Annotated in this window: 16 protein-coding genes; all 16 read right to left on the bottom strand. The window is 27.3% G+C overall.

The features are described 5' to 3' along the window. Positions 1-8 precede the first annotated feature (8 nt). The 16 genes from KQI77_RS03250 to KQI77_RS03175 all read right to left on the bottom strand — a co-directional run bounded on the left by KQI77_RS03250 (position 9) and on the right by KQI77_RS03175 (position 22644). Entirely contained in the window at positions 9-2048 is a 2040-nt protein-coding gene (locus KQI77_RS03250) for a sensor histidine kinase KdpD (RefSeq protein WP_216388339.1), read from the bottom strand. After that, complete coding sequence (locus KQI77_RS03245) at positions 2041-3951, bottom strand: sensor histidine kinase KdpD (RefSeq protein ID WP_216388337.1); 1911 nt, start codon at positions 3949-3951, stop codon at positions 2041-2043. Before KQI77_RS03245 ends, KQI77_RS03250 begins: the two co-directional genes overlap by 8 nt. Positions 3952-4434: 483 nt before the next feature. Further along, complete coding sequence (locus tag KQI77_RS03240; protein WP_216388335.1) at positions 4435-4983, bottom strand: lytic transglycosylase domain-containing protein; 549 nt, start codon at positions 4981-4983, stop codon at positions 4435-4437. 11 nt (positions 4984-4994) lie between these two features. Then, positions 4995-5594: a dephospho-CoA kinase gene (gene coaE, locus KQI77_RS03235; RefSeq protein WP_216388333.1), complete on the bottom strand. Its 600-nt coding sequence runs from the start codon at positions 5592-5594 to the stop codon at positions 4995-4997. A 15-nt stretch (positions 5595-5609) separates the two neighbouring features. Further along, positions 5610-8414 carry a DNA polymerase I gene (gene polA, locus KQI77_RS03230; protein ID WP_253289319.1) on the bottom strand — a complete coding sequence of 935 codons (2805 nt, stop codon included), beginning with the start codon at positions 8412-8414 and terminating at the stop codon, positions 5610-5612. A 650-nt stretch (positions 8415-9064) separates the two neighbouring features. After that, positions 9065-10273, bottom strand: coding sequence for an NADP-dependent isocitrate dehydrogenase (locus tag KQI77_RS03225; RefSeq protein WP_216388330.1), 1209 nt, complete (start codon positions 10271-10273; stop codon positions 9065-9067). A gap of 81 nt (positions 10274-10354) precedes the next feature. Continuing rightward, positions 10355-10624 (bottom strand): hypothetical protein, encoded by a 270-nt coding sequence (locus KQI77_RS03220; protein WP_216388328.1) that lies wholly within the window; start codon positions 10622-10624, stop codon positions 10355-10357. A gap of 343 nt (positions 10625-10967) precedes the next feature. Next, positions 10968-11228, bottom strand: a complete 261-nt coding sequence (locus tag KQI77_RS03215; RefSeq protein WP_216388326.1) for an ATP cone domain-containing protein — start codon at positions 11226-11228, stop codon at positions 10968-10970. 365 nt (positions 11229-11593) lie between these two features. Next, the gene (locus tag KQI77_RS03210) at positions 11594-13018 is read right to left on the bottom strand and encodes a sensor domain-containing diguanylate cyclase (protein ID WP_216388324.1); all 1425 of its coding nucleotides are present in this window, start codon (positions 13016-13018) and stop codon (positions 11594-11596) included. Positions 13019-13192: 174 nt separating this feature from the next. After that, on the bottom strand, positions 13193-13753 hold the full coding sequence (locus KQI77_RS03205) for a hypothetical protein (RefSeq protein ID WP_216388322.1): 561 nt from the start codon (positions 13751-13753) through the stop codon (positions 13193-13195). Between the two features lie 241 nt (positions 13754-13994). Next, positions 13995-14735: a YebC/PmpR family DNA-binding transcriptional regulator gene (locus tag KQI77_RS03200; RefSeq protein ID WP_216388320.1), complete on the bottom strand. Its 741-nt coding sequence runs from the start codon at positions 14733-14735 to the stop codon at positions 13995-13997. 219 nt (positions 14736-14954) lie between these two features. Next, a complete protein-coding gene (gene nifJ, locus KQI77_RS03195; RefSeq protein WP_216388318.1) occupies positions 14955-18482 on the bottom strand; it encodes a pyruvate:ferredoxin (flavodoxin) oxidoreductase in 3528 nt (1175 codons plus the stop codon). A gap of 24 nt (positions 18483-18506) precedes the next feature. Continuing rightward, entirely contained in the window at positions 18507-18701 is a 195-nt protein-coding gene (locus KQI77_RS03190) for a DUF3787 domain-containing protein (protein WP_216388316.1), read from the bottom strand. A 20-nt stretch (positions 18702-18721) separates the two neighbouring features. Further along, complete coding sequence (gene hcp, locus KQI77_RS03185; protein WP_216388314.1) at positions 18722-20395, bottom strand: hydroxylamine reductase; 1674 nt, start codon at positions 20393-20395, stop codon at positions 18722-18724. Positions 20396-20590: 195 nt separating this feature from the next. Further along, positions 20591-21238 carry a YigZ family protein gene (locus KQI77_RS03180; protein WP_216388312.1) on the bottom strand — a complete coding sequence of 216 codons (648 nt, stop codon included), beginning with the start codon at positions 21236-21238 and terminating at the stop codon, positions 20591-20593. Continuing rightward, positions 21226-22644 carry a PLP-dependent aminotransferase family protein gene (locus KQI77_RS03175; protein WP_216388310.1) on the bottom strand — a complete coding sequence of 473 codons (1419 nt, stop codon included), beginning with the start codon at positions 22642-22644 and terminating at the stop codon, positions 21226-21228. Before KQI77_RS03175 ends, KQI77_RS03180 begins: the two co-directional genes overlap by 13 nt. Positions 22645-22650 lie beyond the last annotated feature (6 nt).

Below are 22650 nucleotides of genomic sequence, written 5' to 3'. Positions count from 1 at the left end.
ACTTGCCTTTATAATTCTTTATGAAAATATATATCCGAGAATTCAGTTTCAACCTTATCTTCTATTTCACTTATATCATCATAGCTATCTTCTATTTCACTTATATCATCATAGCTATCTTCTATTTCACTTATATCATCTGTTTTATCCAAAGTTAAAATATATCTTGTACCCTCTTCTTCACTAGACTTAACTACTATAGTACCTCCTTGTAGTTGCATAAATCCCTTTGATAGATACAATCCTAGTCCTGTCCCTTCAGTTTCTCTATCTAATCCATTATTAATTTTTCCAAACTTATTAAAAAGATTTGGTATGTCTTCTTTAGGTATCAAATACATATTGCTACTTATTATAATTATTATTTTCTTATCTTCTAGTAAAATCCTAATATTTAAATGTCCACCTTCTTTTCCATACTTAACATAATTAGATAAAATATTAAGCATAACCCTTTGCATTAAGTTTTTATCTACTCTTGCATATATCTCTTCTTCAATTGAATCAAATGTTAATGTATTGTTTATCTTTTCAATATATTCCTTAGTTGCAATAGATATATCTTCTATTATAGGTACTATGTTATACGTTCTTATATCAGGAACAAGATATCCTTCCATAATTTTATTCGCATCTATAAAATTATTGATGGTTCTTATAAGCCTTTTACTATTTAATTTTATTTTTTTTATATTTCCACTTATACTGTCGTATTGTTTGTTCTTGATATATAAATCATTCAATTGAACTCCTGAATATATAACATTAATAGGTGTTCTTAGCTCATGAGCAATATTAGCATAGAACTTTTCCTTTTCACGTTCTTCTTTTAGATATTCATTATATTGCTTCTTTATAGCATAACTTTCTTTTATGTAGGTTATATCTTTTATATATATACAATAATCTACTTCACTTAATCTGATAAAAAACACTTCGTATTCTTTACCTAGATTAATAATATTGCCCACCTTATAATAAGCTTTTTCTCTACATACTTCTTCCTTAGGTTCATATATAGTAAGTCCAAATATTTCATCCATATAATTGTTGTTTATAGTATAATAATCATTAATATTGCTTCCAATAATATCATCTGCTAACTTATCGCCAAAATTTTCTCTAAATGAATTATTAACATAAGTTATTATATCAAGTAATATTACTACAACACTACCTCTTACAGATTCAATAGATTCTTTTTGTCTATACTTATTATTCTTTATAACTTGATGTAGTTCCCTTAATTCATTACTCTTATTACTAAATTCCTCATTAGTTTCTACATCTTCTTTAGTTGCTTTTTCTAGCTTTTCTCTTCCTTCTTCATATGATTTCAAAAAATATTCTTCTTTTATCATAATATAGAATACTACTACAGATATATATTTTACATTAAACGAAAAAATATTAAATATCTCAGATACGTTTTTATAATGTACATAGGATATACTACCTATTAATGTAAAAATTAAATATGTATAATGTAATACTTGAGCCCTTTTCTCCTTAATACTTCTCTTAAATGTACATACATTAATAAAAAATAATCCTATTAATATCATTATTAATTTCTTATGATAAATTCCAACAGAAAGCTCAACAGCACTTTCTTTTATAGAAAAAATTATCAATAAAGTTATAATTGTATAAATACTAAATATACTTATTATGCCACTTTTATTATTCCTATATGCTGAATGAAAAGCAGCGGTATATAGAATATTACAACATAGTATTATTGCTAATGTTAAAAAATATAATTCATCATTATTATAATTACCTGCATAAACCAATATAAATCTAATTATGGCAACTAAACTTATAATTATAGAAGCACAACCTAGATTCCTATATACAACATATTCTTCACTAATTTTTTTTCTAGATACAGCTAATATTCCTACTGCTAAGAAAACAACAACTTGAAAAATATTAATAGAACTAGTAAATGCATTATAACTATACCTATAAAATATAAAGAATATATAATAAATAGCTATGGGAATAAACAAATACATATATCTTATTTTCTCACTTTTAATCATTTTTATTCACCTTATCAAAATTTATAATCATCTTTGTCCCCATATTTTCTATACTTTTTGCTTCTATTGTTCCACCTTGTGCATCTATCATTCTCTTTGCAAGAAATAGTCCTAATCCCGTGCCTTTATCTTTATTATTTTTATTATTTTCACCCATAGCATATCTCTCAAAAACTGTCTGTAATGTTTCCGCACTCATTCCTATTCCATTATCTTCTATAACTATCTGTTCCTGATCTCCATTATCCTTTATCTCAACATTTATAAATCCTTTACCTCTAATAAACTTTATAGAATTAGATATTAAATTAGTAATTATTCTCTCCATAAATTCTATATCTACTTCTAAATAAACTTCTTTTTTATAGCTTTTAAATTCTAATTTTATATCTTTACTATGTGCATAGTCAGATAATGAAAACACTATATTTTCAATGAGTTTACATATATCACATATTTCCTTATTTACTACAGTTATATCTTTCGCAATATTACCTTCATTTATTAAATTGTCTGCAAATTTAATAAGCGATAAACAATTACTTCTTGCTATTTCATTATATTTTTTAACATTCATTATTCCTTCTTCATTATTATATATATCCATTAATTGTACTGCTGAATATATAACATTTATAGGAGTTTTCAAATCATGAGATATATTAGATAAAAAATCTCTTTTAAGTTTCTCCTTGAATTCCTTATCTTTCATATCTTCTTTTAGCTTTTCAGACATAACCTTTTCTGTAACATTTCTTATAATTAATGTTATATTTTCATTAGTTTCATTTATTGCAAATACACCTATTTCTATGTAAATATTTTTGTCATTATAATTTATTTCTCCATAAGCTCCTTCAAGATTAGAATAATCATCAGAATCTTTTATTGAAATTATTGCAGTTAATTTCTTATTAACTATATTTTTTATGTCATTTTCATCCAGCATCATAAGCATACTTTTGTTAACGAAAGTAATCCTTAATGTATTTTTATTATATGTAATTATGGACATTGGCATATTTTCTACAAAGGAATCCATAATACTTTCTTCTTTTTTTATAATAGATTTAGAATATTTCATATGTCTTTTTACATTATTAACTTTCTTGTTCATCTTAAATATTCTCGAATCAGTTTCATCTATTTTATAAAGCACATCATTATATCGCTCATTCAATAATATAAAACATAACTTCATAGATAAATCTAATATATTAAAAAACAACAAATAATTGCTTATTTTTATAATAATGTTGCTAGATTTATTTACAATTAATATAGAACTAATTAATACACATAATATTAAACTATTAATAGCATAATATAAGGAGTTATTTAGTCTTCCATCTTTTATTAGCTTATCATCAAATTCACTATTTTTCTTTTTTATATTTAATATTACTACAAACATTAAGGATATAATAACTGCTATATCCGCGAAATCCATTTTTATCAATAATGCATTAAAAGCATATGCTGTAATATAACTTATTATTTGAATTATTATACTCACATGCTTATCTTGACTTTCATTTTCTAAAAAAGAAATAAATATTGATACTACTAGTAAATAATAACTTAACATATTTGCACCTTTTAATACCACAATGCTATTATAGCTATTATCCACAATAGGTAAGAATTCAATTATTATACTCATTAAAAATACTGTATCAACAATATATACCTTTTCTACAAAACTATTTCTCTTCTCTCTTGAAAAACTACAACATACAAGATCTACACCAGAAGAAACCATATATATTATATTTAGTATAATAACTACATCAATATCAAATTTATATCCAAATAATATTGCAACAATTAAAATAGCAATAACTATTATCTTACTTATTAATTCTTGCTTTATACTAATAACACTTTTTCTATTTAATATCATTTTTTACCTCCATAGTTATTTTACACCATCATAATATATAGGTAAATGTAAATTTTATATATTTTCCCAGTCATAAAACAAACAACTTGCACTAAGGCTATGAGCCTTAATTCTTCATCCAATCCCCTTAAGGATTATGTATTTCTTTAGAAAGTTCTTGAATTTCTTTATTGGAAAATCATTTATTTCTTTAATTAATATCAAATTATTGATTTAAGTAAATTATCTATAATAGAATTTAAGTATTTCTTATAATAAAAAAGTAAAGATCCCGTTAAAAATACTATACTGTCTGAGCTTTAGCGAGTTTATAGTATTTAGGGATCTTTACTCTTTTTTATTATATTATTTACTTAGAACATATAATTTTGATATTAATTATTGTAAAATATAAGTTATCTAACAATAATACCTTAATTTTTTATATTTAGAAATCCTTAATGAAATTATGCTATTTATGAAAACATATAATATTAGTACTAATTATCCTTTATATAAAAATTTATATATCTTATAATAAGTATTTACCTTATCTACATAATTCTTAGTTTCTTCATAAGGTATATACGTTAATGTCTTACCATCTTCTGAATATTTTGAATCACTAAGCCAACCATTAACAGTTCCTCTACCTGCATTATATGCTGCTATAACTAAACTCTGTGAAGAAAATTCATTTTCTAAATCATTAAGATACCAACATCCCATCCGTATATTATACTCTTCTTCATATAACTTATCTGTAGAATAATCATCTAATCCCATCTGAATTGCTATCCATTCACCAGTATCTTCAGTTATCTGCATTAATCCTCTGGCATCCTTATTAGATACCGCATCTGACTTAAATTTACTTTCAGCCTTTATAACAGATAAAACAAAAAGAGGGTCTAAATTATACTCCTTTGAATATTTCATAATATATTCTTCATGCTTAAAAGGGAATAAATATTCTTTTAGATAATATTTTGTACCAAAGAATAATGTTATTAGTACTATTCCTACAATTATAATGCCTTTCTTAATTCTCATTGTATCTCCTTTTATTTAATATGTTTAATAAAATCTACTATATCTTCTACTTGAACTTTTGTATCTGCTATATTACCATTATTATCAATTATTATATTAGCGTATTTCTTTTTCTCTTCTAGAGACATCTGAGAATTAATCCTACTAATTGCATTTACTTGAGATATCTTATCTCTTGCTTTAATACGTTGAATCTGAGTATTAGTATCTGCATAAACTAGTATAATATAATCCATTTCTTCATGCATTTTATTTTCTATAAGAGTAGGTGCATCTAATACTACTACTTTCTCTCCATTTTTCTCATATCTATCAAATGCTTCGTTTATCTCTTTTTTAATGTACGGAATTATTATATTTTCATATTTTATACGCAACTTTGGGAATCTAAATATATGATTACCGAATTCTTTTCTTCTAAATTCTCCTCTCCAATCAAAATATCCTTCTCCAAATTCCCTTCTTACCTTATCTAATATCTCAGGATAAATCTCTAATACCTGTCTAGATACAATATCAGCATCTATTACTTTTATTTTTGATGCTAATAAAATATTAGATACTACACTTTTACCTGAACCTATCCCTCCTGTAAGTCCTATCTTTATCATACCTAATCACTTCCTCTATTTTGCCTCATACCATGTCATACCTTCATTAATATCCACATCTAGCGGCACACTTAATTTAACTGCATTTTCCATTTCCTCTTGAACAATTTTCATTACTCTCTCATTCTCTGATGATTTTACATTAAGTATAAGCTCATCATGAACTTGTAATATAAGTTTACTATTTAGTTTTTCTTCTTTCAATCTATTATAAACTTTTATCATAGCTATCTTAATAATATCTGCTGCAGTTCCTTGTATAGGTGCATTCATAGCGAGTCTCTCGCCTAATGCTTTAGTTATTTTATTAGAGGATTCTATTTCTTTTATAAATCTTCTTCTATTAAACATTGTTGTTATATATCCATTCTCTATTGTAGATTCTATAACACCATCTAGATATTTTTTTATGTTAGGATATCTATTAAAGTATATATCCATATATTCCTTTGCTTCTTTTCTAGGAATATTTAAATCTTTACCTAATGAAAAGTCACTCATTCCATATATTATTCCAAAGTTTACAGCCTTTGCTCTACTTCTCATAAGAGGAGTTACATCTTCAACTGGTACATTAAACACTTCTGAAGCAGTTTTTCTATGAATATCGCTATGATGATTAAAGGAATCTATCATATTCTTATCTTCTGACATATGCGCTAAAACTCTAAGTTCTATCTGAGAATAATCACACGATAATATCATATCTCCTTTTTCTTCTGGAATAAATACCTTTCTTATTTCTCTACCCATCTCATATTTTATAGGAATATTCTGTAGGTTAGGCTCTGTACTAGATAATCTTCCTGTTGTAGTTACAGTTTGATTAAAGTTTGAATGTATATGTCCATCTTCATCTATTACATTCTGCAATCCTTCAACATAAGTGGAATTAAGCTTAGTTATCTGTCTATAATACATTATTTTAGGTATTATCTCATGACTTCCTTCTAACTTCTCTAATACTTCTGCATTAGTAGAATATCCTGTCTTAGTCTTTTTAATTACTGGAAGATCTAGCTTTTCAAATAATATCTTTCCTAATTGTTTAGGAGAATTAATGTTAAACTCTTCATCTGCTAACTCATATATATCTCTCTGAGTATCTTCTATTTCCTTTTTAAACTTAGTTTCTAATTCTCTAAGCATCTTCTTATCTACTCTAAAGCCTTCAACTTCCATGGATGCAAGAACATATATAAGAGGTAATTCAATGTTATATAGAAGGTCTTCCATTCCATCTTCTTTTATCTTTTTATATAAATTTTCATATAATTCTTTAATATATTTAGTTGCTTTTAACTCCTTATCTGAATCATCTATAGTCTCACCTAAATATTCCTTAACTAAATTACTAAGAGTATAATCCCCCTTAGAAGAATCTATAATATACCCTGCAATAGATGTATCAAAAATAAGATTATTAAGCTCTATACCATACTTATATAATATCTTTATTAATGCCTTGGCATTATGAATAACTTTATCTATTGAACTATTCTCCATAAAATTCTTAAGTATATCTAATGATTTCTCGCTGTCTTCATTATATATATTAAACCAATTAATATTATATATTTTTTCTTCAGAATATAATATTATTCTATCTAAATCCATCTTAGAATATTCAGAATCATTTACTGTTTTATATGAAAAATAAGAAATAGTTCCTATATTATTAAGTATATCTTGTAACTCTTCTAGTTTACTCACTTCTGTTAATTCTATGATATCGGCATCTTTAATTACCTCTTGAGAATTAATTATATTATTAATATTATCTAAATTAATAGATTTTATTTGTAGTTTTTCAAATTCGTCATTACCAACTTTTTCATTTATATCTACCTTTAAATCATCTATTTCTAGTTCTCCTAAATCTATATCCCTTTTTATAACTGCTAACTTCTTAGATATAATAGCAGATTTTTCTCCTACTAAATCTTCTTCGCTTTCTTTTAACAAATATGATAATGGAGATCTCTTTATTGATAGCTTAGTTTTCCAATATTCCTTTAATTCTTTTTCTGATTTTTTGTCTAAATCTCTTATATTATTATATAAATTTTCTATAGTTTCATATTCACATAATAATGGAACAGCACTTGCCTCTCCAACTCCTGTTACTCCTTTTATATTATCTGACTTATCTCCTATTAACCCCTTTAAATCAGCAATTTGACATGGTTTAACTCCAAATTCCCTTTTAACTAATTCAGGTGTTAATTCAAATGATTTATCAGGTACATTAGTAGAATCCTTATCTATATTATACTTCTTAAATAATTCATCTGCTTTCTCTTGTGTAGTATACGCAAGCCATAATCTAGTATTATCTGATACTAATTGTAGATAATCGTTATCTTTAGTATATATTCTAACTGGTATCTCTTCTTCAAACTTTTTCGCTAATGTTCCACAGAAATCATCAGCTTCATATCTAGTATCCATAAATTGCGGTACATTCATAGCTTTAAGAATATCCTGACATAACTTAAATTGCTCTTTAAGAGGTGCTGGTGTTTCCCCTCTTGTTCCTTTATACTCAGAATATAATTCTCTTCTAAATGTATCTCTACTTATATCCCATGCTACAGCAATATATTTAGGCTTTTGTTCCTTTAATATCTTAATAAATGTCCTCATAAATCCATATATTGCATTAGTATAAATTCCATCAGATGTCTGCATTATCTTATCATAAAATTTTTCTCTATCTTCTGTTGTCTTTGCAAACATTATTTCTCTAGGTAAATTACCATAATACTGAGTTGATAATAAACTAGAACCATCTATTAATAATAAATAATCATTATTCATTGTCATCTTCCTTTTGATAAAAAATTTATTTTTAACTATTCTTCTCTTAATCATTTAATATTATAACAAAATAACAACAAAATATCTTCTTATAAATTAAAATATAATAACATTAGTTTCAGTAACCAATTAAAATAGAATGACTTTGATTTTACAAAGCGTTTGCTCAATTTTATTCATACTGTTCTTCAATTTCTTGCAGTATTTTATTTATTATAAACATTACTAATTCTTCCCTAGCAAAAAAGCTTTGTTCCATCAAATCAATTCTATTTTAATTATTCATGTGTCATGATGATTTTTAGTATATCTATATTTATACCAAGTATCTTAAGTCTTCAGTAATTCTTACTTTAAAAAATTATTGAATATATTTTTTGGATTACTTATCTTTTAAGTTAATTAATATCAAATTATTGCTTTAAGTAAATTATCTATAATAAAATTTAGTATTTCTTATAATAAAAAAGTAAAGATCCCGTTAAAAATACTATACTGTCTGAGCTTTAGCGAGTTTATAGTATTTAGGGATCTTTACTCTTTTTTATTATATTAGTAAATACTTAATGATATTATATTATTTACTTAAACATATAATTTTGATATTAATCAAACCAAATAACATTGGATTTTTTACATATTTATTTATATTAATATAACTTTTCTAAGTTTTTTCTTATAGCAAGTATAAAATCAAAACTATTAACTGTCTTAACATCTTTTAATTCAGTAAGCATTGCCAAGTCTTTAGTCATAACTCCTGAATTAATAGTATCTAAAGAAGCTTTTTCTAAGTTATCTGCAAACTTCATAAGATCTGCATTGCCATCTAATTCTCCTCTCTTTCTAAGAGCGCCTGACCATGCAAATATAGTAGCTATTGAATTTGTTGATGTTTCTTCACCTTTTAAATGTTTATAATAATGTCTTTGAACAGTTCCATGAGCTGCTTCATATTCATAGTAACCCTTAGGAGATACTAAAACTGAAGTCATCATTGCTAATGAACCAAATGCTGTTGCAACCATATCACTCATTACATCACCATCATAGTTCTTACAAGCCCAAATCATTCCACCATTTGATTTTACAACTCTTGCAACAACATCATCTATTAATGTATAGAAATATTCAATTCCTGCTTCTTCAAATTTTTCTTTATAGTCTTTATCGAACACTTCTTGGAATATATCTTTGAATGTATGGTCATATTTTTTAGATATAGTATCTTTTGTTGCAAACCATAAATCTTGTTTTGTATCTAATGCAAAATTAAAACAACTTCTAGCGAAACTCTCTATTGATCCATTTAAGTTATGCATACCAAGTGCAACACCTGGTCCATCATAGTTGTGAACTAATTCTCTTGTTTCTGTTCCATCTTCAGCTGTAAATACTAATTCACACTTTCCTTTTCCTGGTATCTTCATTTCAACATCTCTATATATATCACCATATGCATGTCTAGCTATAGTTATTGGTTTAGTCCAATTCTTAACATATGGTTTAATTGAGTCAACTATAATAGGTGCTCTAAATACTGTTCCATCTAACAATGCTCTTATAGTTCCATTTGGACTTTTCCACATTTCTTTTAAGTTATATTCAGTCATTCTAGCAGCATTTGGTGTTATAGTTGCGCACTTTACACCTACCCCATATTTCTTAATTGCTTCTGCTGCATCAACTGTAACTTTATCATCAGTCTCATTTCTATACTTTAACCCTAAATCATAGTACTCAGTCTTTAAATCTATAAATGGATTAAGTAATTCATCCTTTATCATAGTCCAAAGAACTCTTGTCATCTCGTCTCCGTCCATTTCAACTAATGGAGTTGTCATTTTAATTTTTTCCATCTAAAAGTGTCCCCCTTCTTATATATGTAAGTTAATTTTTAACATAGCTGTATTATACAATATATAATAATTATTATCAAATTATTCGTCTACATCTTTATAATCAACATCTATAACTTCTGGAGCATCATCTGAATATTCACTATCTATATCATTTGTATAATCACTTGAATTTTTATTCTTCTTAGATTTTCTATTGTTAATAAAACCTATTATATTAAGTACAATCCACAATACTACTCCAACTATAATTACATATGGTAGAGCCTTGATGAATAATTTTAATATAAACATTAATATCACAATTATTATTGACGTTATACCTATTGTCTTAAGTGTATTGTTATTCATAAATCTTTTCCTTTCTTTTATCTAAATATTTATATTCATTATACAATTCTACAATTCTTCTATAAAGATATTTTATATAATTTTAAGTATTTCTTAATAGAAATATACAAGTTTTAAATTATTCTTGGTGTTCTATCATGACATTATTTTCTTCTTTACTCTATGGGTAGTGACCTTATCAATACATAAATACTATGTTTAAGATACTTATTCACACCTACAAACAAAATATAATTTCCTAATAGAGTAAAAAAATCTAATGTTATTTGATAATGTAAATAACATTAGATTTTTCAGTATATTGTTTCTTATACTATTTATAGAAACAATTAATTTCAATATATTATTCATGTGCTATATATTCTTTTAATACTAATTTAAATCCATCTTGTACTAAAACGTCTGTAATAACTCCTATTATCTCATAGCTTGATGTTGGAGTTTCATCTTTTCTAATTTTATTTAATAATTTTATTATATCTTCTACAACCATCTTTAAGTCAGATTCTGTTAATGAATATCCACTTGCTGCATTACTAATGCTAGTTGTTATTTTATTTTTATCAAATTCTTGTATTCTACCGTCTTTCTTTATTATTTTCATAATTGTCACCACCTAGTATTTATTTATATATATATTATAAATGTTTTTTCATAATAGCACACTCTATTATTTTGTAACTTTTTTATAAATTAATACATAAAAACTTATTATCTAATGAATTATAATAAAAATTGATATTGGATTTTTATTTTTTAAGCGTTAAAAATACCACCAAAACCGACCTTTCCTATAAAAAGCCGACCCTGGTGGTCTAAAAGCAACTGTAAATTCTAAATCGGTTCACTAACCGACAAGAGTTATTTTATTACATATGATATTATATGTCAATTATTTTTTTCATAAAAAGATAATATTTTATTTACTTTTTGTTTACTTTTGTAATTTATTTTAATTTCTATTCTTTTTTACTCTTTATCTTTATATTTATTTTTATACATTTCTGAATCTGCTCTTTCCTTTAAAATATTTACTGATGTTAATTCATTTCTTTCTTTTATTGCAATACCATATGCAGTTGATAGTTTTAATTTTTTATTATCATAAAAATGTCTATTATACAAATCTATTCTTCTATTCATAGCATGTATACAAGCCTCAATTTCTTTGTCTGTTGCATTTTTTAATAAAACCAAGAATTCATCTCCACCTATTCTACTAACAAATCCAATTTTTCCAAATACATTATTTAAAATTTTAGCAAAATCTTGAAGCATTTTATCTCCTGCTGCATGGCCTTCTAAATCATTTATCTTTTTAAAATTATTAAGATCAAAACAGATTAGTATTATTCTAGATTTATTATCCTTATCTATTTTCTTCAATACAAGATCACATTTTGCTCTATTAAATATTTTAGTAAGACCATCTGTATACGCTTTATGCTCATTATATAGCCAATTATACATTATCTTGGCAACTAATAAAATTAAAAGAACAACAACCATAACATTTAAAACTTGCATTCTTGTATATGCACCTAATTCCACTAAAACTTCTGATTGCGGAACCAATATAATAACTGTCCATTCATTTACATCAAGTTTTTTATAAGCCGCACTATATTTAATTCCTTTTAACTTAACACTTCCACTTTTTTCTCTAATATCATCTCTATCTTCAATTAATGATATATCATCATTATATTCAGAATACTCATCTATAAAATTTTCCTTGCTATGAACTAAACTCATATCTTTATATGCTATATATTGTCCTGCATCATTTATCATTACACCAAATCCATCTTTACCTACTGTAAATTCTTCAATTTTATAATTAACTTTTGCAAGATCTATAGTTCCACATAGTGCTCCTACTTTCTTACCATCTGCATTAACTATATCAACTGATATAGTTGTAATTGAGCGATGTAATGTATATTCCATAAAAGGTTCTGAAATATATCTGTCATTATTTAATACTTTTTTTGTAAAATCTTCACCAGCTTGATTTTTCACTATATTCTGCTTTATATAAAAGGCTTTTCCTTCTTCATCTACAATAAATAGTTTCTCAAAACCTAATGGCTTAGCTTTTTCTAATAAATATTCTTGTTGTTCATTTCTATTCATGTTATAAACTTCTGGTTGGGTAGCTAAAAAATCTAGATTATCAAATTTATTCTCAAAAAAAGAATCAAATGATTCCACAAGTTCTTCTACTCTATTGGAAAGATTATTTTCATATACATCTAAAAGATTATCTTCCATCCTATTATAAGAAATAATAGATGTACTAATTACTAAAACAACTGCTATTGTAACAAAAAATATTATAAACTTATCAATAATACCCAGGTATGCTTTTTCTCTTTTAAATTTATTTTTCAAATCCTCTCCTCCTTTAACATATCTGTTTATTATTTTGGTTACAAGATATATACTCTCTATAATTTCTCACTTTTTTAATTATAACACCATTAACATTTATCTACTATAGACTGAACTTATTATCAATAATTTGTTTACCTGTATTACTGTTTTTTACATTATTTTTTGCATATTTTATATTAAATAATATCCTTTTAATTTTTTTACAGTATCTATAATTTTGTTATTAGTTCTATCATAAAGAACATAAGAATTCTTTCTCTTTTTTAAAACAATACTGCCATCTCCAAAATACGAATCAATAACTTTAGATGGTTTTATATTTTTTAAATTTACTTTAGTAATTTTATCTTTTTCTTTCTTTAACATATATTTAAATATTTTCTGATCACTTTCGTCAAATTCATTAATATCTTCAGTAAAAAAAGTAATATTTAAATCACTATTTATTTTTAAATAACTAAATGGCTTATAAGAATCTACAGCATAAATGTAATTGCCTGTTATAGAATAAGATGTTAAACAAGTAAAAACATCATAATTAATATCTTCCTGTGAAATAATATATGGTCCGTCTTCAATATACCTTAATTTATAATTATCGTTATTTAAAGTTATTGGATATTGATGTCTCTCTATATCAGATTTAACTATCTTAAAACTTATATAGAATAATGTTAAAACTGCTACTGATACTAATATTGTTATTTTTAATGTTTCATTTAGTTTCTTCACAATATCATTCTCCTAGTTTCCTTTTATGTTAATATATCCAAATATTGACATTGTATATTATATAATAATTAATATCATTTTTTCAATAATTATATAAAAAATTTAATAAATCCTCCAAAAGCAAAAAAAGACACCTCCAATATCAATACACACTATGTATATCAATATTGAAAGTGTCTTTAAACAAATTTGTATACCATTATCAAATGATTTTTTCTAGTTCAGAATACTTCTAAACGCCCTATTCTTCCCATCCTTCAGGGAACTCAGCATTATGATAAACTTCTTGAACGTCATCATCATCATCAAGTAAGTCTAGCATCTTTTGGAACTTCTTAGCGTCTTCTTCGTTAATTGCAGTGTATGTATCTGGTATCATCTTAACTGCTGCTTCTAAGAATTCTACTCCTTGAGCTTCTAATGCTTCACGTACACTTGAGAAATCTTCTGGTGTAGTTGTTATTACGAATACTTCATCTTCATCTGCATTGAAGTCTTCTGCTCCTGCTTCTAGAGCCATCATCATCATTTCATCTTCATCTCTATCTGCTTTTTCTACAACTAATTCACCTTTTTCTTGGAACATGAAACTAACACAACCTGTTGCTCCCATGTTTCCACCACCTTTTGTAAAGGCGCTTCTTACGTTACCTGCTGATCTATTCTTATTATCAGTTAATGTTTCAACTATAACTGCAACTCCACTTGGACCATATCCTTCATAAACTATAGAATCATAGTTTACTGTATTCATATCCCCTTCTGCCTTCTTTATAGCTCTATTAATGTTATCATTAGGCATGTTTGCAGCCTTTGCTTTTGCTATAACGTCTCTTAACTTGGCGTTATTGTCAGGATTAGCTCCTCCGTTTTTTATAGCTATTGCTAATTCCTTACCTATTTTAGTAAATATTTTACCTCTTTTTGCATCCGTTTTGCCTTTTTTAGCTTGGATGTTATGCCATTTTGAATGTCCTGACATCTTTTTCTCCTCCAATCGTTTTATAACACTAAACTCTTAAAATTATAACATATTAAATTAGGAAATAAAAGTCATGTTATTTATAATTAAAATATAATAGCTTTAGTTTAAGCAAATAATTTCTCATAGAGTAAAAAAATTAAGCTAGCATTATAGATGTTGAACTTTTATGAATTTGCAACATTTAGCCAGCTTAACTTTTTACTTCTATAATAAATATTATTCTGCTAATTTTTTATATATTTCATAACGTTTATTAGCTTCTTTTTCACATTTTTTATATAATTCTTCTGCTATTTCTGGAGATTGCTTTTGTAATGCTGCATAACGAACTTGACCCATTATAAATTCTCTAAAACTTTCTTTTGGTTCTTTTGAATCTAATATAAATGGATTCTTACCGTCCTGCTTTAATTCTGGATTATATCTATACAAATGCCAGTAACCACTTTTAACTGCCTTATCCATATTGGCAATACTGCGTCCCATCCCTTCTTTTATTCCATGATTAATACATGGAGAATATGCAATTATTATTGATGGACCATTAAACTTCTCTGCTTCTATCATTGCTTTTATAGTTTGATTTTTATCTGCTCCCATTGCCACCTGTGCTACATAAACATTATCATATGTCATCATCATTCTTCCTAAATCTTTTTTATTTGCCTTCTTTCCACTTGAAGCAAACTTTGCAATAGCAGCCGTTGGAGTCGATTTAGATGCTTGACCTCCAGTATTAGAATATATTTCTGTATCAAAAATTAATACATTAATATCTTCTCCTGTAGAGATTACATGATCTAGTCCTCCATAACCTATATCATAAGCCCATCCATCACCTCCAACTATCCATTGAGATGGTTTTATAAGATAACTTTGATTATCTATTATAAATTCTTTCGATACTTCTTCTGATCTAGACTTTGTCTCATATCTTTCTAATATTTCTATTATATCTTTGCTTATTTTTTTAGTTTCTTCTCCACATTCTTTTACTTCAATCCATTTATTAAATGCTTCTTTTAATTGCATATCTATATTACTATGCATTAATTCTTTCATGTTGTCTTCAATTCTATCTCTTATCTGCTTAACAGCAAGATACATACCTAACCCATACTCAGCATTATCTTCGAACAATGAATTAGCCCACGCAGGTCCCATACCTTTTTCATTACAAGTATAAGCTGTAGCAGGTGCTGATGCTGCCCATATAGATGAACATCCTGTTGCATTTGCAATCATCATTCTATCACCAAATAGTTGAGTTAATAATTTTATATAAGGTGTTTCTCCACACCCTGCACATGCACCTGAGAATTCTACAAGAGGTCTTTTGAATTGACTATCCTTAACACTTTTCCCTTCAAATAAATCTCCCTTCTCTGAAACTTTATTAACAGCATAATCCCAATTTGGAACTTCCACTTCTGTTTGTGTGGATATCTTCTTCATTACTAAAGCTTTAGGATTAGCTGGGCATACATCAGCACAATTACCACATCCTGTACAATCCATAGTACTTACTTGTATTCTAAATTCATATTCTTGAATTCCCTTTCCAATAGCTTTCTTAGTTTTAAATCCTTCTGGTGCATCTTGAATCTCTTGTTTATCTAATAGAAATGGTCTTATACATGCATGTGGACATATATAGGAACATTGATTACATTGAATACAAGTTTCAATATTCCATTCAGGAACATTTACTGCTATTCCTCTCTTCTCATATGCTGATGTACCAGGTGGAAATGTTCCATCTTCCATTCCATTAAATGCACTAACAGGCAATTCATTACCTTCCTCTCTTAGCATTGGACGCATAATATTAGCTATAAAATCTGGTTCTTTTACTTGCTTAATGTCTTCATCAGCAATATTCTTCCACTCTTCTTTTACTTGTACCTCCCTTATTAATTCATATCCTTTATCTATAGCTTCACAGTTTAATGCTACTATTTTTTCACCCTTTTTGCTGAACATATTTCTTATTGCTTCTTTTAGATATTTCTTTGCTTCATCCTCTGGGATAATATCAGTCAATTTAAAGAATACACCTTGCATAACCATACTTATACGATTACCTAATCCTATATCTTCTGCTATTTTTATAGCATCTATGCAATAGAACTTAATATTCTTTTCAGCTAGAGTCCTTTTAATTCTTGTAGGAAGCTTCTCTTCTAACTCTTCATCAGTCCATCTACAATTTAAAACAAAGGTTCCACCTTCTTTTATACCTCTTGTTATATCATATGCATATATATATGATTGATTATGACAAGAAGTATAATCAGCTTCTTCTACTAAATAGCTTGATTTTATATCTCTATCTCCAAATCTTAAATGAGATATAGTAAGTCCACCTGACTTCTTAGAATCATAAGCAAAATATCCTTGGACTTTTTTATCTGTATAATTTCCTATTATTTTAATAGCTTGCTTATTAGCTCCTATAGTTCCATCTGATCCTAATCCCCATAACTTACAACATACTGTGCCCTTATCTGCTGTGTTAATATATTCATTTATATCTAATGATGTATTGCAAACATCATCATTGATACCTATTGTGAATCTATCTTTAGGATTTTCACTTTCTAGATTATCAAATACAGCTTTTATCTGACTAGGAGTAGTATCCTTAGATCCTAATCCATACCTGCCACCTATTATAACAGGTGCATTTTCAGCATTATAATAACAACTTCTTATATCTAAATATAAAGGTTCACCTACTGCTCCTGGTTCTTTCGTTCTATCTAATACAGCTATTCTTTTAACGGTAGATGGAATTACTTCTAAGAAGTGACGAGCAGAAAATGGTCTATACAGATGAACTTTTACTACACCATATTTCTTACCTTGTTTATTCATATAATCTACTGTTTCTTCTATAGTTTCATTAACTGAACCTATAGCAACTATTATATATTCTGCGTCCCTTGCTCCATAATAATTAAATAAGCCATATTTTCTTCCTGTAAGCTTACTTATCTTATTCATATACTCTTCTACAATAGAAGGCATAGCTTCATAAAATCGCTGAGAAGATTCTTTTGTTTGAAAATATATATCAGGATTTTGAGCTGTTCCTCTTGTAACAGGATTAGATGGTGATAATGCTCTTTCTCTAAATTCCTTTAATGCTTCTGTATCTATTAATGATGCATAATCATCATATTCAAGTCCTTCTACTTTTTGTATCTCATGCGAAGTTCTAAAGCCATCAAAAAAATTAATAAAAGGAAGTCTTCCCTTAATTGCAGCTAAATGTGCAACTGGTGCAAGGTCTATAACTTCTTGTACAGAAGAAGAGGCTAGAATCGCACAACCTGTTTGCCTTGCTGCCATAACATCTTGATGATCACCAAATATATTAAGTGCTTGTGCTGCAATAGCTCTTGCACTCACATGAAATACTCCTGGAAGTAATTCTCCAGCTATCTTATACATATTAGGTATCATAAGTAATAATCCTTGTGATGCTGTAAATGTACTTGTTAGAGCTCCTCCTTGCAATGAACCATGAAATGCACCTGCAGCTCCTGCTTCGGATTGCATTTGAATTACCTTCACACTCTGATTAAATATATTTTTTTTGCCTTTTGCAGCCCATTCATCTACTACTTCTGCCATGGTTGAAGATGGTGTTATAGGATATATTGATGCTACTTCTGTGAAAGCATATGCTACATATGCTGCTGCTGTGTTACCATCCAATGTCAATGTAACTTTTGCCATATAAACACTTTCCTTTCTCAAATATTATAATTTACTTCCATTATCAACCCAATCTTTAGCATCTATAACATTTTCTACACTAGGAATTGTTACATTTGAATCAGGGATAATTTTATAACTTTCTGCCCATGCTGCTGTATCCGCACTATGAGTTTTCACTTTACTTTTTTCTTTGATATTTTTATTCGCATTAATAACTTCTTTTGAATATTGGTCCATGTACATTTCCACCTCATTATCTAAATTTCTTGTTTCAAGCATGACTTTAAATCATCTTCTGGAGTACTTATTGGTCTTAATCCAAATGTATCTACAAGATATTGAAGCACATTAGGACTTATAAAAGCTGGTAATGTTGGTCCTAAATATATGTCTTTTATTCCCAGTGATAATAATGCAAGCAAATCTGCTACTGCCTTTTGTTCATACCATGACAGAATTATTGATAAAGGTAAACTATTAACATCTGTTTTAAACGCATCTGCTAATGCAATTGCTATCTTAATAGCTGAATATACATCATTACACTGTCCAACATCTAATAACCTAGGAAGTCCTTCAACTGTCCCGAATTCTAGTTTGTTAAATCTATATTTTCCACAAGCAAGGGTTAAAATAACACAATCATCAGGAACCATCTGTGCAAATTTTGTATAATAGTTTCTACCTGGTCTTGCACCATCACATCCACCTACAACAAAGAAGTGCCTTATTTTACCTTCTTTAACTGCATTTACGATATCTTCTGTATAATTTAATGTTGTTTTATGTCCAAATCCAACAAGTATCTCTTTAGGTTCTTGATCTTCTGTAAATCCACCAAGTTCTAATGCTTTTTCAATTATTGGAGTAAAATCTTTTTCCCCATTTGAATTTTTTTCTATAAATTTTACTCCATCCCATCCAACTACATTGGTAGAAAATATTCTATCTTTATAACTCTCTCTAGGTTTCATCATGCAATTAGTTGTCATAAGTATGCAACCTGGTATTCCATCAAATTCTTTTTGTTGATCTTGCCATGCACCACCATAATTTCCTACTAAATGTTTATACTTAGTAAGCTCCGGATATCCATGACATGGTAACATCTCCCCATGAGTATAGATATTTATTCCTTTTCCTTCTGTTTGTTTAAGTAACATCTCTAAATCTTTTAGATCATGTCCTGATACTATGATAAATGGTCCTTTTTTTATATGGACATTTACCTTATTCATAATAGGGTTATGATAAACTGATGTGTTTGCTTCATCTAGTTTTTTAACTATAGCAACACTCATTTCTCCAGTTCTCATAGTCCATCTTATTAAATCTTCTACTGATAAACTATCATCTGTTACTGCTTCAAGTGCTCTTATATAGAAATTATCAACTTCATCATCATAATACCCAAGTTCTCTTGCTTGATGTCCATATGCACTTATTCCTTTCAATCCATATATAATTGTCTGACGAAGTGATCTTATATCTGGATCTAAATTCCTATCATACATAATACCTGCTACTGCTGAATCACGTAGCATATCTGCTTTTGTTTCACTTAAACTATATGTAACATAAGCCGTGTTATTGTTTATCTTACCTAATTTCTTCTTAAGTGAGTCTTTTATATGTTGAGATTTTCTAAGTAGATTAACATGAACATCAGCATCAAAGTTAACATTAGTAAGAGTAGTAAATAAACTACTCTCAATAAACTCAACTATCTCCTTATCAACATTAAGCTGTTTCTTAAGAAGTTCATTTGCATAGCAACTTATTCCTTTACATTGAAATAATAATAAATCTTGAAGGTTAGCTATCTCTGGTGTCTTACCACACACACCAAGTTTGGTACATCCTTTCCCCCCTGCTGTCTGTTCACATTGATAACAAAACATAGGGTATTCTATGTCCATATTATTGCCCATATTATTGCCTCCATTCTGATAAATAGTTGTATATATATATATATATATATATCAATTAACTATTTGTTCTTTCAATTTATTATTTTCATCTAACTATTAAAATATGCATAATTAAAAGATTAAAATACAAACAAAAAAAATCTGCAATCCTTAATATTACACGGATTACAGATTTTTCTCATTCAATTTATCAAATTATATTTCTGCATATAATCTATTTTCTTCTTTAAAATAATCTCCTTCATCACTTCTCTTTATATGAGCTAGAGCATTAGTAGTATTAGTAATTTCTTGTTCTATTTCATTAGCTATGCTTTCTTCTGCTAATATATAGAATCTTACATTTTCTTCATATGTCACTTCTTCCATATACCAATTATTTTGAGTACATAAATATTGGACTTTACCTAATAGATCATAATTTATATCTATAGATAACTTTACTCCCTTTACTTTTTCTATTATTCCAGCATTATTTATAGCCATAGACGCACCTTTTGTGTATGCACGTGTAAGACCACCTGTCCCTAATAATATTCCACCAAAATATCTAGTAACAACTATTGCACAATCTGTTATTCCACTTTTTTTCATAACTTCTAATATAGGAATACCAGCTGTTCCTTGAGGTTCTCCATCATCAGAATATCTTTGGATTCCCATATTACTTCCAATTATGTATGCAAAACAATTATGTCTAGCTTGCTTATGTTTTGCTTTTATCTCATCTACAAATGCTTTTGCCTCTTCCTCATTCTCAACTCTCTTTGCATATCCTATAAATTCTGACTTCTTCTCTATAAATGAATCTTCCCCATAATTTCTTATAGTTATATATGCCACTTTTCTAACTCCTCTCTTATTATATCTAGCCCCTTCTTAATATTATTTATATCTGTTTGGGCAAAGCTTATCTTAAAAGTCTTATCTCCTTCTCTTATATCACTAAAAAATAATACTCCTGGTGTTATTATTACTCCTTTTTTGCTCAATTCTATAAATAACTTTCTAGAATTAATTCTACTATTTTCTATATGAACATAAAAACTTAAACCTCCACCAGGTTCCTTATAGCTTATCATATCTTTAAATTCTGTATTAAGAATTTCTGACATAAAATTATATCTATTCTTATATTCTTCATTTAGAAAATGTATATTATCTATCCAATAACCTTTTTTTATATAAAGTTCAAGCACACGTTGCATCAAGCTTGATGTTGCTATATCAGTATTAAATTTAGAATTTCTAATACTCTCTTTAAATACTTTAGGTGCTATTATATATCCAATTCTAATTCCTGGAAGAAATATCTTTGAAAAACTTTTTATATATATTACACGATCATCCTTATCTAACCACTTATATGGTGCATATTCTACCGATTTATCATATATAAGTTCTGATAAATAATCATCTTCTATTATATAAAAATCATATTTCTTTGCTAATTGTATTATTCTCTCCTTTTTCTCCCTACTATAACTAACGCCTGTAGGATTCTGAAAATAACTCATGGTATAAAATATTCTTATTTTATTTTTCTTGAGGATGTTCTCAAATGCATCTATATCCACCCCATCTTCTTCCATATCCACTTCAAATATATTAGCTCTTCTCCATTTAAATACTGATAATGCACCTCCATAAGTAGGCTTTTCAACTATTACATTATCATTAATGTTTAATATAGTTTTAGATGCTATATCTATTCCTTGTTGTGCTCCAGATATAATAAGTATATCTTCTGAATTAAGTTTTCCTTTCCATAAAACCTTATTTATTGCACTTCTTAACTTATCATATCCTAATGGATTTTGTGATATTAAAGCACTAGCACCATCTCTATCTAACACTTCAGTTATAGTTTCTTTTATATGCTCTATAGGAAATATATTTTCCTTAACTGTTTCACCCGAAAAATCTATTATATCTTCATGATTCATTATATTCATTTTTCTAACTGTATTAGAATAAGTTTTATTAAATGAAAAAGCTATTTCTTTTCTTTTTGCATAAGTACCACTACCCATTTTTTGTTTAGCAAATCCTTCATCTACGAGTTTTTTATATGCACTAACTATAGTTACATTATTTACACCAAGGTATGTAGATAATTCTCTAATAGTAGGAAGTTTAGCCCCATCATCTATCTTTTTGTCCTCAATTAATGATTTTATATGATTTGCTATAGTTATATACTTGGCTTCTTCTTCTATAAATTTTATCTGAAACAGTTTATCAACCATAAATAA

The organism is Clostridium sp. MSJ-8, from assembly GCF_018918325.1.
Classification (GTDB): Bacteria; Bacillota; Clostridia; order Clostridiales; family Clostridiaceae; genus Clostridium.
This window is presented reverse-complemented; position numbering and strand designations above follow the sequence as displayed.

Excerpts from the sequence above, each read along its gene's own strand:
- KQI77_RS03250 (WP_216388339.1), bottom strand. The coding sequence starts at position 2,048 with ATGATTAAAAGTGAGAAAATAAGATATATGTATTTGTTTATTCCCATA.
- KQI77_RS03245 (WP_216388337.1), bottom strand. The coding sequence starts at position 3,951 with ATGATATTAAATAGAAAAAGTGTTATTAGTATAAAGCAAGAATTAATA.
- KQI77_RS03240 (WP_216388335.1), bottom strand. The coding sequence starts at position 4,983 with ATGAGAATTAAGAAAGGCATTATAATTGTAGGAATAGTACTAATAACA.
- coaE (WP_216388333.1), bottom strand. The coding sequence starts at position 5,594 with ATGATAAAGATAGGACTTACAGGAGGGATAGGTTCAGGTAAAAGTGTA.
- polA (WP_253289319.1), bottom strand. The coding sequence starts at position 8,414 with ATGAATAATGATTATTTATTATTAATAGATGGTTCTAGTTTATTATCA.
- KQI77_RS03225 (WP_216388330.1), bottom strand. The coding sequence starts at position 10,273 with ATGGAAAAAATTAAAATGACAACTCCATTAGTTGAAATGGACGGAGAC.
- KQI77_RS03220 (WP_216388328.1), bottom strand. The coding sequence starts at position 10,624 with ATGAATAACAATACACTTAAGACAATAGGTATAACGTCAATAATAATT.
- KQI77_RS03215 (WP_216388326.1), bottom strand. The coding sequence starts at position 11,228 with ATGAAAATAATAAAGAAAGACGGTAGAATACAAGAATTTGATAAAAAT.
- KQI77_RS03200 (WP_216388320.1), bottom strand. The coding sequence starts at position 14,735 with ATGTCAGGACATTCAAAATGGCATAACATCCAAGCTAAAAAAGGCAAA.
- nifJ (WP_216388318.1), bottom strand. The coding sequence starts at position 18,482 with ATGGCAAAAGTTACATTGACATTGGATGGTAACACAGCAGCAGCATAT.
- KQI77_RS03190 (WP_216388316.1), bottom strand. The coding sequence starts at position 18,701 with ATGGACCAATATTCAAAAGAAGTTATTAATGCGAATAAAAATATCAAA.
- hcp (WP_216388314.1), bottom strand. The coding sequence starts at position 20,395 with ATGGGCAATAATATGGACATAGAATACCCTATGTTTTGTTATCAATGT.
- KQI77_RS03175 (WP_216388310.1), bottom strand. The coding sequence starts at position 22,644 with ATGGTTGATAAACTGTTTCAGATAAAATTTATAGAAGAAGAAGCCAAG.